Here is a 12,893-nt window from a genome sequence, read left to right on the forward strand (position 1 = left end):
ACTATCGATGCTAACCCTGGGTGCGCACCCGTCTGCTTCGCGCCGGGTCCGCGCCCAGGGCTGAAATCCTGCACGGCGTTGCCGTGCCACCGGTTCCCACGCCGGCGTCCCACCCGGATTGTGCCCATTATTGCGGCGCGGTGGATTCGCCGATGCCCCCCCGGATTGTGCGCATTATTGCGGCGCGGTGGATTCGCCGATGCCCCCCCGGATTGTGCCCATTATTGCGGCGCGGTGGATTCGCCGCCGTTCCTACCGGTCTGCGCCGATTTTTGGAAAACGCCTTGCACCCTGCACGCCCCCGTCGATCTCAAAGCCGGTCGTGGGACGCTAGCCCGGTTACCGGTGGCAGGGTGAAGCCCTGCCGGATTTCAGCCCAGCGTTGGCCAAAGGCGCGCAGCAGACCTTTGGCCAACGCTGGGTTTAAACCCACCCCGGCCCGCGCGCTGAAGCCGCGCCGGAGCATCCCTCGCGGAATCAACATTTTACAGTTACCTGTCCCCCCGTTTCCCCACCGTTTCCCCTGTTTGCCTGGCTCCTGTACGCCTTCAGCGTACCTCGAACTATCGATGCTAACCCTGGGTGCGCACCCGTCTGCTTCGCGCCGGGTCCGCGCCCAGGGCTGAAATCCTGCACGGCGTTGCCGTGCCACCGGTTCCCACGCCGGCGTCCCACCCGGATTGTGCCCACTATTGCGGCGCGGTGGATTCGCCGCCGTTCCTACCGGTCTGCGCCGATTTTTGGAAAACGCCTTGCACCCTGCACGCCCTCGTCGATCTCAAAGCCGGTCGTGGGACGCTAGCCCGGTTACCGGTGGCAGGGTGAAGCCCTGCCGGATTTCAGCCCAGCGTAGGCCAAAGGCGCGCAGCGTGCCTTTGGCCTACGCTGGGTTTTAACCCGCCCCGACCTGCGCGCTGAAGGCGCGCCGGAGCATCCCTTTCGGAATCAACGTTTTACAGATACCTGTCCCCACATATGCCCCTTAAACCCATCGACAAACATCCCCAACTAGCCCGGTTACCCCTGTCGCAGCAAAGCGTGATGATGGCTCTTGCAGTTTATCCCGACAATTTCGTTTTTTTACTGTTCGGCGTTTGCTTTTTTCCGACAATGTCACCATATTGATTAAAACGACATTGTCATATTTAAAGAGGAGACATGATGGACTCGACTCTCGGCAGTTTTGAAGAAGCTGTCTTAATGGCGGTCTACGCCAACGGCGACAACGCTTACGGGGCCACCATCTATACCAAGCTGGAAGAGTGGAAGCAGTCCAGCCTGTCCATGGGGGCGATCTACAAAACCCTGGGCCGTCTGGAAGCCAAAGGCTACCTCGATCCCAAAGAAGGCCCACCCGAGCCCAAACGTCGCGGTCGCCGCAAAAAATTCTACCGCCTCACCGGCACCGGCATCACCGCGCTGAACGGCGTCCGCGCCATGCGCCGGCGCATGGACACCTCCCTCGGTCTGTCCGGCGGCGGGCTTGCACTGAATGCCTGGCAATGGGGTCGACTCGCGGGGGTGTGGTGTGAGTGAGTTTGAGGATAAAGTCACCGATCATGATTCAGAGGACCAGGCAGCACCTTCCGAACTGCTCAGGAAATTGGTGTTGGCGGAGAAATTGTGGAAACTTGCCTTTGATGGGAATGTGGCTCCTCCCGAAATGGTCAAAAGCAACCTGGCGCCAATGGACGAACTACCCGTAAAATCCTCCAGGGCTCCTATTGAAATGCCTTTATGTGGCCAGGCTGGTTGGGGGCTCCTGGACAACCGGATGAAAGACCTTCTCGATTCCTTGGATGTGGACTCGCCCGAGAATTGGATCAAAAGGAACGATCTCAGTAAAGCATTTTCGCCGGAGGATTCTGCCCCACAGGAGGAAGCCGACTCGATAGAAACCAGCCAACCAGAAAAAGCTCAAGCTAAGTGGGTCCAAACCGAAGTCACCCCAATCACATATGGTGCTTCGTGGTACATGCGCCTACTGGGGGATGACGCCTATTACGATTTACTTGACGTCCGTGATGTATGGGAAGTGTCGCTGGGCGCACGCCGTGCCCGCTGGAAATTTGCCGGAGCGGTCATCTGCAGCATTCCGCATATCGTGCAAACCCACATGCAGCGCTGGTGGCGTCGCCATTGGCAAGCCCTTCGCCTTATGGTGTTGCAAGGGGCCCAGCATAAGCTGCCAGGTCAAAAAATCGTAGTCTCGTTGCTAGACAGGCTTATGGAGGATGAAGACATGCGCAGGAGACAGTCATGAAAGACGAGCACGACGCCATCGAAATCTCCATCAAGGGTCGCACGACCATCCTGCTACTTGGGGCGCTGCTCGTGCTCTACCTCGGCGGGTCGCTCACCGATCTCGCAGCGTTGCTTGCAGGCGCACCCTAGGAGGCAAAATGGACCAGACTTTTATTGACCAGGAAGACTCGCCCGGTGACACGAAAGCCTTGTTGGTTCTCCATGATCTCGGGAAATTCCGGCCCGACTTTCAACGCTTCTTGAGGGGAGAGATAGGGGAAGAACCAATGGAGACCTTGCCAAATAAAATTTTCCTAGTTACGGATGCGAAAACCCTGAATGCCGATGCAAAAATCACGATTAACGACCTCTCTGATTCCACGAAACACTATTTGATACAGGCCGCCGGGCGTTCTTACCGCCCTCAGCGCGCCTCCTCGCACAGGTTCCTGACCCATCATTGGAACTCCTGCTGTCTCCTGGCTTTGGGAGAGTATGCCTACGACGATTTGTGTGAACTGCATGAACACTGGGTGATCGCACTCGGCGCACGCCGTGCCCTCTGGAAATTCATCTGCGCGGTGATACGCTCTTTACCGCACATGGCCATAGATCGACTCACCCAGCGATGGTTCCGCCACAAACGGCTCTAGGGAGGTTCCATAAAACGTGGTGAGATCATCCGTGAAGCTATGGGGTGGGTCTACCCCAAAGGACCGGGCCCGCCTTTTTTGGCGGACACCGGCCCTTGGTTGGTTTTGGCCCATTGGGCTACTTTTTCTTTTTCGGGATGTAGAGGTCGGTGATGGTGCCCTCGAAGACCTCGGCCGCGAATGCCATGGTTTCGCTGAGGGTTGGGTGCGCGTGAACGGTCAGGCCGATGTCCTCGGCGTCGCAGCCCATTTCGATGGCCAGGCCCGCTTCCGCGATGAGTTCACCCGCGTTGGTGCCGACCGCGGCGGCGCCGATGATGCGGCCCGACTTTTTGTCGAACAGCATTTTGGTCATGCCCTCGCTGCGACCCATGGCCAAGGATCGGCCGCTGGCGGCCCAAGGGAAGCTGCCTTTGCCGTAGTCGATGCCTTGTTCCTTGGCTTGCTCCTCGGTGACGCCGACCCAAGCAACCTCGGGGTCGGTGTAGGCCACGCTGGGGATGACGCGCGCATCGAAGAAACTTTTGTGACCCGCGCAGACCTCCGCGGCAACCTTGCCCTCGTGGGTGGCCTTGTGGGCCAGCATGGGTTGGCCGACGATGTCGCCGATAGCGAAGATGTGCGGAACGTTGGTGCGTTGTTGGTTGTCGACGGCGATAAAACCACGCTCGTCCACGGCCACGCCGGCCTGTTCGGCGCCGATCAGTTTGCCGTTGGGCGAACGGCCGACGGAGAGCAAGACGCGGTCGAAGACGGCCTCGTCCGGGGCTTCTTTGCCCTCGAAGGTGACGTGCAAGCCGTCGTCTTTGGCGGTCATGCCGGTGACCTTGCTGTTGAGGTAGATGTTTTCGAACTTTTTGCGCATGCGCTTTTCGAAAGGCCGCACCATGTCGCGGTCGGCCCCCACCATCAAGCGGTCCATCAGCTCAACCACGGTGACCTTGCTGCCCAAGGCCTCGTAGACGGTGCCCAGCTCCAAACCGATGATGCCGCCGCCGATAACCAGCAAACGCTCGGGAATATCGGCCATTTCCAAGGCGCCGGTGGAATCCATCAAGCGCGAATCTTCGTAGGGAAAGCCGGGAATGCGCACGGGGCGAGAGCCGGCGGCGATGACGGCGTAACGGAAGCTGTATTCCTTGGTACCTTCTTCGCCTTCAACGCGGATGCGGTGCGGGTCGATGAAGGTACCGGTCCCCTGGGCGACCTCGACCTTACGCGCTTTGGCAAGCTGGCGGATGCCGCCGGTTAGTTTGCCAACGACGGAATCTTTCCAGTCGCGCAGTTTGTCGATTTGGATTTCCGGGGTGCCAAAGACAATGCCGTGCTCGCTCATGTGGGCGGCTTCGTCGATGACACGTGCGCTGTGCAGCAAAGCTTTGGACGGGATACAGCCCACGTTGAGGCACACGCCGCCCAGGCTTTTGTCTTTTTCGACGAGCAGGGTTTTGAGACCGAGGTCGGCGGCGCGGAAGGCGGCGGTGTACCCACCGGGCCCGGAGCCGAGCACCATCACCTCGTAATCGAAGTCACCCTCGGGTGCAGCGACAGGCGCGGCATCGGGTTTGGCGCCACGCGCGGGTGCGCTCGGTGCCGCGGGTTTCGATTCAGCGCTCGGCGCCGCGGATTTCGATTCGGCGGCAGGCGCGGCATCGGCGGCACCTCCCGAGGTGGTGGCCAAAACGGCAACCACATCACCTTGGTTCACGGTGCCGCCGGCTTCGACCTTGAGCGAGGTGACGGTACCGCTCGCGGTGGCGGCGATTTCCATGGAAGCTTTGTCGGTTTCCAGCGAAATCAATGAATCGCCCTCGTTGACCTGATCGCCCTCGGCCACCAGGATCTCAACGACGTCCACATCCTTAAAATCACCCAAATCGGGCACAACCACCTCGACCTCGGCGGAAGCCGCGGCAGGGATTGCCTCGGGACTTGCCGCGGGGGCCGTTTGGGCGCTTGACGCGGGGGCCGGTTCGGTTTTTGCCGCGGCGCTCGCTTCAATGACGGCGATCACCTCGCCCTCGTTCACGACGCCGCCTGCTTCGACTTTGATTTCGGCGATCACCCCGTCGGCGGTGGCGGCCACTTCCATCGACGCTTTATCGGTTTCTAGACCCAACAGTGAATCACCCTCGGCAACGGTGTCACCCACGGCGACCAGCACCTCGACAACATCCACGTCTTTGAAATCGCCCAGATCGGGCACGGTTACTTCAACACGGTTACTCATGCGGCGCCCCCTACAACAAGAGGCGACGCAAGTCGCCGAGCACGTGGGCCAAGTACGCGGTGAAACGGGCCGCGGCGGCACCGTCAATGACGCGGTGGTCGTAGGACAACGACAGCGGCAACATCAAACGCGGCACAAACGCGTCGTCTTGCCAAACGGGTTTCAGGCTGGAACGCGACAGGCCGAGGATGGCGACCTCGGGCGCGTTGACAATCGGCGTAAACGCGGTGCCGCCGATGCCGCCCAGGCTGGAGATGGTGAAACAGGCGCCCTGCAAATCGGCGGGTTTGATTTTGCCCTCGCGCATGCGGCCACTCACCTCACCCAACTCTTTGGCCAGTTGGAACAGGCTTTTTTGGTCGCAATCGCGAATGACGGGCACGACCAGACCGTTGGGCGTGTCCACGGCAATACCGATGTGGAAGTACTTTTTGCGAATCAGCGCCTCGCCGTCGGGACTGAGCGAGCTGTTGAAATCGGGGTACTTTTGCAAGGCGGCGACGACGGCTTTCATGATGAACACAATCGGCGTCAGTTTGAAGCCCTGCTTTTTGGCCTCGTCACCGTGGGCCTTGCGGAAGGCCTCCATGTCGGTAATGTCGGCGTCCTCGTGTTGGGTCACGTGGGGCACGTTCAACCAACTGCGGTGCAGGTTGGCGGCACTGACCTTGCGGATGCGGCTGAGTTTCACCTCTTCGATTTCACCGAACTTGCTGAAGTCGACGGCGGGAACAGGGGGAATGCCGGAACCGGAAGGCGCCGCGGCGGGCGCGGGCGTGCCGGCCATGGCCTGCTTCACGAAACTTTTGACGTCGTCCTGCACGATGCGCCCTTTGCGGCCGCTGCCTTTGACGTGGGTCAGGTCGACACCCAACTCACGGGCGAACTTGCGCACGGACGGCGAGGCGTAGGGCATGGATCCGGGATCGGCTTGGAACGCGTCCCGTTCACTTACGGCGTCGGGTTTCGCCGCGGTGGCGGGTGCGGGGCTCGCCGCGGGCTTGGGCTCAGGTGCCGGTTCGGGTTTCGGGTTGGGCGCTTGCGCGGCTTCTTTTTTGGATGCTGCCGGGGCCTCGGCCTCGGCAGCTTCGGTGGTCTCCTCCGCCGGTTCAGCCGCTTCAATCACGGCCACAACGGCGCCCTCGGAAACGGTGCCGCCGGCTTCAACGTTAAAGGCGGTGATTTTGCCGGCAACGTCGGCTACCACTTCCATCGAGGCTTTGTCGGTTTCGAGCGTAATCAACGGATCATCGACGGCAACCAGGTCACCGACCGCGGCCAAGACCTCGACCACATCTACTTCACTAAAATCACCAATATCGGGAACACGAACCTCATGCTGGTTTGCCACGGAAACCTCCTCCCTCGGGCTATCCATTCAGAACCGGACGCAAAGACGCCGCCACAGGCCCATGCACAGGGCACGGACACGGGGCGGTCGCGGTTTAGGCGTATTGGGGGTCCGGCGTGTCGGGGTCGATGCCAAACTGTTGAATCGCGTCGCTGACGCGGCTCGGCTCGATTTTATCGTTGTCAGCCAATGCTTTCAGCGTGGCGACGACGATGTGGCGGTGGTCGACCTCGAAGTGATCGCGCAGGGCGCGGCGCGTGTCGGAACGACCGAAACCGTCGGTGCCCAGCGCCACGAAGGGTTGCTGAACAAAAGGCCGGATTTGGTCGGAGTAGGACTTCATGTAATCGGTCGCCGAAATAACGGGCCCCTCGAAGCCAGCCAAAACCTGAGCCAGGTAAGGAACCTTGGCCTCGGCCTCGGGGTGCAGACGGTTCCAGCGCTCACAAGCCAAGCCGTCACGACGCAGTTCGTTGTAGCTGGTCACGCTGTAGATGTCGGTGGCCACACTGTAGTGGGTGGCCAGGATCTCGGCGGCCTGCTCGGCCTCGCGCAGGATGGTGCCGGAACCGAGCAGCGCGGCCCGCAAGGACCCCTCGCCACCTTGCTTCAGGCGGTAAATCCCTTTGCGAATGCCTTCCTCGGCACCTTCCGGCATGGCGGGATGGTGGTAGTTTTCGTTCATGGTGGTGACGTAGTAAAACACGTTCTCCTGCTCGGCGTACATGCGGCGCAAGCCGTCTTGCAGAATCACCGCCAGTTCGAAGGAATAGGTGGGATCGTAGGACACGCAGTTGGGCACGGTGGCGGCCTGCAGATGGCTGTGGCCGTCCTGGTGTTGCAGGCCCTCGCCGTTGAGCGTGGTGCGCCCGGAGGTGCCGCCGATCAAGAAGCCGCGTGCCTGCATGTCGCCGGCGGCCCAGATCAGGTCGCCGACGCGCTGGAAGCCAAACATCGAGTAGAAGATGTAGAAGGGAATCATGGGTACGCCGTGGTTGGCGTAGGCGGTGCCGGCGGCGATCCAAGAACTGGTGGCGCCGGCCTCGTTGATCCCTTCCTCCAAAATCTGGCCGTCGGTTTTTTCGATGTAGGGCGCGATTTGCCCTTCATCCACCGGCGTGTAGAGCTGGCCGAACGGCGAGTAAATACCGAGTTGGCGGAACATGCCTTCCATACCGAAGGTGCGCGCCTCGTCGGGAATGATCGGCACCAGATGCTGCTTGAGGTTTTTATCGCGGGTCAACACGGTCAAAAAGCGCACAAAGGCCATGGTAGTCGAGATGTCGCGTTTGCCGCTGCCCTGCAGCAGGGTTTTAAAGGCGCCGAGTTCGGGAATGGGGAGCTTGGGCGCCTCGGTGTTGCGCTTGGGCAGGTACCCGCCCAAAGCCTCGCGGCGCGCCTTGAGGTACTTGATCTCCTCGCTGTCTTCCTCGGGTTTGTAAAAAGGCGTTTTCTCCAGATCCGCGTCGCTGACGGGGATGTGGTTGTTGTCGCGGTACTGACGCAACGCGTGTTCGCCCATTTTTTTCTGCTGGTGGCTGATGTTCTGGCCTTCGCCGGCTTCACCCATGCCGTAACCTTTGACGGTTTTGGCGAGGATCACGGTGGGTCGGCCGTCGCTCTGCATGGCGGCGGCATAGGCGGCGTAAACCTTGTGGGGGTCGTGCCCGCCGCGGGTCAGGTCCCAAATTTGTTCGTCACTCATTTTGGCGACCATCTCTTCCAGCTCGGGGTATTTGCCGAAAAAGTGTTTGCGCACGTAGGCGCCGCTGCCGGAGGCTTTGTACGCTTGGTATTCGCCGTCGACGGCTTCTTCCATACGCCGCGCCAGCAAGCCGGTCTGGTCCTTGGCGAGCAGCGGATCCCAGTTGGAACCCCAGATCACCTTAAGGACATTCCAGCCTGCGCCGCGGAACACGCCTTCCAGCTCTTGGATGATGGAACCGTTGCCGCGTACCGGGCCGTCCAACCGCTGAAGGTTGCAGTTCACGACAAAAATCAGGTTGTCGAGCTTCTCGCGACCGGCCAACGAAATGGCGCCGAGGCTTTCCGGTTCGTCCATTTCACCGTCGCCCATAAAGGCCCAGACCTTGCGGCCCTCGGATTGGATCAAACCGCGGTTGCGCATGTACTGCATGAAACGCGCTTGGTAGATGGCCATGATCGGACCGAGCCCCATGGAAACGGTGGGGAACTGCCAGAAGCCGGGCATCAGCCAAGGGTGTGGGTAGGAGGAAAGACCGCCGGGTTTCACTTCTTGGCGGAAGCGGCGCAGGTCGTCCTCGCTGAGACGGCCCTCGAGGTAGGCGCGCGCGTAAATGCCGGGCGAGGAGTGGCCTTGGATAAACACCATGTCGCCGCCGTGTTCTTCGGTGGGCGCGTGCCAAAAGTAGTTGAAACCCACATCGTAGAGGGTGGCGGAAGAGGCGAAACTGGCAATGTGGCCGCCGAGCCCGTCTTCCGCGCGGTTGGCGCCGACGACGATGGCCATGGCGTTCCAGCGAATAATATCGCGGATGCGTTTTTCCATGGCGGCGTCGCCCGGGAGCTTGGCTTCCATGTGGGGGGGAATGGTGTTGACGTAGGCCGTGGTTGCTTTGTAGGGCAAGTGGGCGCCGCGTCGCCGTGCCCGATCAATCAGGGTTTCCAGTAGGAAATGGGCCCGTTCCGGGCCGTCCTGGTCGAGTACCGCTTGCAGTGACTCCTCCCATTCCCGCGTTTCTTCCGGATCGATATCGTTCGGGTTCGCTGTAAAGGGCATAAGTCCGCTCCTCCTTCCATTTCTGTCACAAAAGTAGCGCTGAATGGACGGAGGCTAACCATTCTTGACGTGACAGTCAATGGGATTGTGGGGTTTTCAGAAAATTTGGATAAGTGCATAGTATATCAAAAAGTTGCCCATAAAATGCGAATATTCGCTATTTGTGAAGACTCGATAATCAAAGACACGGAGAAAGCTGTCGCGGCGGGCAATGGGCAAAAAGATAACCGGTGTCGGCGGGGTGCGAAACGCGGGGAAGTTCGGCAGGACCGGCAGGCCCGACGCGCCGGGAAGTAAACGCGGTTCGACCAGGACAAACGCGGGTGCTTTTGTGCGCTTTGGTGGGCTCCCCCGCCACGGTCATTCCTGCAGACGCGGCAACCACTGCTCGATCGCTTGGAGCAGGTTTTTCTGGCGCACGGGTTTGGTGAGATAGTCGTCCATCCCCACGGACAAACACCGCTCGCGGTCCCCTTTGATGGCGTTGGCGGTAAGCGCGACAATGGGAATGCGCGGGCGGTCACCGTCGCGCTCCTGCTCGCGCACGGCTTGGGTCGCTTGAAAACCGTCCATCTCCGGCATTTGGCAATCCATTAAGATGAGGTCGTATTGCTGTTCGCCCAAGGCCTCCAGCACTTCCAATCCGTTTTCGGCGACATCGCAGGCCATGCCGGCCTTGCGCAACATGTGAACCACCACTTTCTGGTTAACGCGATTGTCCTCGGCCAACAAAATGCGCACGTTGTCCTTGTCCTCGCGCAAACTGTGTTTGGTAATCAGCTTTTCAGGTTTCCACGCCGCCTCGGCGCCGCGGCGGCGGCGGTTGCGCAACATCCCCACCAAACACTGACGCAAGGTTTCTTCATCGACGGGTAAACTGAGGAAAGCGTCAAAGCCGGAACGGGCCACGGATTGGGCAAACCCGGGCTCGGCATCGGTCGCCAGCGCAAGCCGCATCAACCGAGCGGCGGAGGGATGTTTTTCGACCAAACCGGTGATCAGGTCGTGGTCGGCCTTGGTGAAGCTGTAATCCACGACCAAAATTTCAATCGGCCGCCCCGCCTTGTGGTGGTGTTCCAATTGGTCGGGAATCATTTTGGTACCCAGCACGGTGATGGGCACAACGCCGAGTTTCATGAGGAGGCCGCGGAAATCGGCCAAATTGCCCTCGCGGTGCTCACACAACAAGGCGGGGAATCCGTCAAAATTCGCGCTGTCGTCCTTTGGCGCAATGGGCGGCGCCTTCACCTCGCGCAAGCTCGCGGAAAACCAAAAGATAGAACCCCGGGAGATTTCGCTCTCTACGCCGACATCACCCCCCATCAACAGGGCCAGCTTGCGCGAAATGGCCAGCCCCAAACCGGTGCCACCGTACTTGCGCGTGGTGGACGCATCAACCTGGCTAAAGGTGCGGAACAGTTTGTCCATGCCCTGCTTGGAAATGCCGATCCCGGTATCGGTCACGGCGAATTTCACCAGCAGCCGACCATCCGCGGCGGCCGCGTCCTCAGCGGGCGCCACGGTTAACTTAACGCCGCCTTCCGAGGTAAATTTCAGCGCATTGGACAAGTAGTTCAGCAGAATTTGGCGAATTCGCGTGGGGTCGCCTTCCACCCAACGGGGTACACCGGGCGCGAGCGAATAAGATAAAGACAGCTTGGCTTCGTCGAATTTGAACTTAAACAACCGGCAAATGTCCTCAATGGTGGTGCGCAGGTCAAAGGTCACCTTTTCCAAAACCACCTTGCCGGCTTCAATTTTGGAAAAATCGAGGATGTCGTTAATCAGTTCCAACAGGACGTCGGCACTGTAGGCAATGGCTTTGACGTAATCCCTTTGCTCGGCGGTCATGGAGGTTTGTGACAAGAGGTTGGCCATCCCGATCACACCATTGAGCGGGGTGCGGATCTCGTGGCTCATGTTGGAGAGAAATTCACTTTTTTCACGGGAGGCGGCCTCGGCCATCAGGCGTGACGATTCCAGCTCGGCGGTGCGAATCCGGCTTTCGGCCCGCAACACCCACTTGCGCGTCAATGCCAGCGCCATTTGTTTGACCTCAACCGGGTCAAACGGTTTGCGCAGGAACAAAACGCGGTCATCGTTGCCGAGGATTTTGGTGATTTCATCCCAGGAGTAATCGGAGAAAGCCGAACACAACACGATCTCTAAATTATCGATTTCTTGGAGCATGCGACTGGCGGTTTGGATCCCGTCCCATCCGGGCGGCATGCGCACATCGACAAACGCCAACGCGAAGGGTTCATCCGTGCCCGCGGCGGCCAGGGCCTTTTCGTAACCCTCTTTACCCTGCATCGCCGAAGAAATGGTGTAACTCGGGCCCTTGGCGCGCGGTTCGATACCGAACAACTCCGCCTCAAAGGCATCCAGTTCCTCAATCGCACTGCTGACCGCATGGCCGCCCAGTGCCTTCTTAAAGTCGGCATGAATGGATTCGTTATCGTCCACGATGAGGATGCGCTGGTTGGTTTCCAAGAGAAAAAAGGCTCCGGTCAAAGTCGAAAAGCAGGTTAACGGGAAACGGGGGATTAGAGAACTTCTCGGCAGAAAAGCCGCCTGGGGTTAATCCTTAGGTGGTCGAGCAGGCCAAAAAACAACCGAAAGAAGCAGCCCTGCCACAGGGATTCCGATTCTTTGAATTCCCCGAAAATGGGTTTGTCGCAAAAAGATGCTCCCATTTTACGGCAAACCGTTGATAAGACAAACGGTTTCCCAAAAACAAACCGCAAGTTCAAGATTCCCCCTTGTCACAAAAATGTGACGCGTATCACTTTTCAAGCCAACCCCTGAGCTAAGCGACTCGGTGTTTTTCGCAATAAGGGATGAAAAGTAAACAGCCACACCTAGGTAAACCAACGACCTTGCTCGAAATTTTATCCGCGTGATTCAGGGCTTCCCCTATGCGCCCCGGCGATCCCGACCTCTTGGGACACTGGAGATCCCACGACCGAATGACGCTGCCACACACAAAACCGATGATCAAACACACGGACGATGATTCATTTTCATTCCAGAAGCTTCTTTTTCAAATAGAGCAACTTATCCCACACCGTGACTTATGGACTAGAGGAGACATTTATGCACCAAGTATTCGAATGCGATGAAACACAACTTATGCAAGTAGACCCAGCTTGGAGTGCCGCGGATTTATTGAATCAAAACGCGGTTTTCTACCTTAAAGATTTAACGGAGCATCTCGATTTCGAGACCAACCGCGTCAAAAAGAAGTTCAATGCTTTGTTGGCGTCAGGCAGCGATCCCTGGCAGGAAATCGGTATCCGCAAGATTTGGTCTCACTGGATGGTGCGCATGAAGATTTTCCGTGATTACTACACGCACGAATTGCGTAACACCGTGACCCCGGTTAACCCGGACTGGACCGCCAACGAGTTGCTCCAACAGCCGGGTGTCTTCAGCTTGGCCGAGGTCTGTAAAAAAATCCCTTTTTCCGCCCACCAACTTCGCTATCAAAGCAAACGCATGGTCCATCCCCGTGAGGAAATCGGCGTTTACAAGGACGAACAGGAAAAAGCCTATCTGGTTGATATGCCGGTGTTCGCCGCCTGGATGAACACGATTTGGGCGGATGCACTTTAGAGCAGCGAGGACCGACTAAAAACCGGGGAAAGGGTGTTG

9 protein-coding genes are annotated in these 12,893 nt (G+C 58.9%); 5 read left to right on the forward strand and 4 right to left on the reverse strand.

Annotation, left to right across the window (positions count from 1 at the left end; translation table 11 throughout):
- Nucleotides 1–1,158: 1,158 nt before the first annotated feature.
- The 4 genes from J3U88_RS24750 to J3U88_RS24760 are packed head-to-tail and all read left to right on the forward strand — an operon-like array spanning nt 1,159 to nt 2,897.
- Complete coding sequence (locus J3U88_RS24750; protein ID WP_207861683.1) at nt 1,159–1,536, forward strand: PadR family transcriptional regulator; 378 nt, start codon at nt 1,159–1,161, stop codon at nt 1,534–1,536.
- Entirely contained in the window at nt 1,529–2,263 is a 735-nt protein-coding gene (locus J3U88_RS24755) for a hypothetical protein (RefSeq protein ID WP_207861684.1), read from the forward strand. Before J3U88_RS24750 ends, J3U88_RS24755 begins: the two co-directional genes overlap by 8 nt.
- Nucleotides 2,260–2,394, forward strand: a complete 135-nt coding sequence (locus J3U88_RS34770) for a hypothetical protein (protein ID WP_279382611.1) — start codon at nt 2,260–2,262, stop codon at nt 2,392–2,394. The genes J3U88_RS24755 and J3U88_RS34770 overlap by 4 nt, the downstream gene beginning before the upstream one ends.
- 8 nt (nt 2,395–2,402) lie before the next feature.
- On the forward strand, nt 2,403–2,897 hold the full coding sequence (locus J3U88_RS24760) for a hypothetical protein (RefSeq protein ID WP_207861685.1): 495 nt from the start codon (nt 2,403–2,405) through the stop codon (nt 2,895–2,897).
- Between the two features lie 118 nt (nt 2,898–3,015).
- On the opposite strand, the gene lpdA is transcribed toward J3U88_RS24760, so the two are convergent.
- From lpdA to J3U88_RS24780, 4 genes are all read right to left on the reverse strand, one after another.
- On the reverse strand, nt 3,016–5,127 hold the full coding sequence (lpdA, locus tag J3U88_RS24765) for a dihydrolipoyl dehydrogenase (RefSeq protein ID WP_207861686.1): 2,112 nt from the start codon (nt 5,125–5,127) through the stop codon (nt 3,016–3,018).
- A 10-nt stretch (nt 5,128–5,137) separates the two neighbouring features.
- Nucleotides 5,138–6,478, reverse strand: coding sequence for a dihydrolipoyllysine-residue acetyltransferase (gene aceF / locus J3U88_RS24770; RefSeq protein ID WP_207861687.1), 1,341 nt, complete (start codon nt 6,476–6,478; stop codon nt 5,138–5,140).
- A gap of 94 nt (nt 6,479–6,572) precedes the next feature.
- Entirely contained in the window at nt 6,573–9,239 is a 2,667-nt protein-coding gene (gene aceE, locus J3U88_RS24775) for a pyruvate dehydrogenase (acetyl-transferring), homodimeric type (RefSeq protein WP_207861688.1), read from the reverse strand.
- A gap of 360 nt (nt 9,240–9,599) precedes the next feature.
- Entirely contained in the window at nt 9,600–11,732 is a 2,133-nt protein-coding gene (locus tag J3U88_RS24780; RefSeq protein ID WP_207861689.1) for a response regulator, read from the reverse strand.
- 603 nt (nt 11,733–12,335) lie between these two features.
- Here J3U88_RS24780 and J3U88_RS24785 point away from each other — a divergent pair.
- Nucleotides 12,336–12,854, forward strand: a complete 519-nt coding sequence (locus J3U88_RS24785; RefSeq protein ID WP_207861690.1) for a hypothetical protein — start codon at nt 12,336–12,338, stop codon at nt 12,852–12,854.
- Nucleotides 12,855–12,893 lie beyond the last annotated feature (39 nt).

Source organism: Acanthopleuribacter pedis (genome assembly GCF_017377855.1).
GTDB classification, from domain to species: domain Bacteria; phylum Acidobacteriota; class Holophagae; order Acanthopleuribacterales; family Acanthopleuribacteraceae; genus Acanthopleuribacter; species Acanthopleuribacter pedis.

Excerpts from the sequence above, each read along its gene's own strand:
- lpdA (WP_207861686.1), bottom strand. The coding sequence starts at position 5,127 with ATGAGTAACCGTGTTGAAGTAACCGTGCCCGATCTGGGCGATTTCAAA.
- J3U88_RS24785 (WP_207861690.1), top strand. The coding sequence starts at position 12,336 with ATGCACCAAGTATTCGAATGCGATGAAACACAACTTATGCAAGTAGAC.
- J3U88_RS24750 (WP_207861683.1), top strand. The coding sequence starts at position 1,159 with ATGATGGACTCGACTCTCGGCAGTTTTGAAGAAGCTGTCTTAATGGCG.
- J3U88_RS34770 (WP_279382611.1), top strand. The coding sequence starts at position 2,260 with ATGAAAGACGAGCACGACGCCATCGAAATCTCCATCAAGGGTCGCACG.
- aceE (WP_207861688.1), bottom strand. The coding sequence starts at position 9,239 with ATGCCCTTTACAGCGAACCCGAACGATATCGATCCGGAAGAAACGCGG.
- J3U88_RS24760 (WP_207861685.1), top strand. The coding sequence starts at position 2,403 with ATGGACCAGACTTTTATTGACCAGGAAGACTCGCCCGGTGACACGAAA.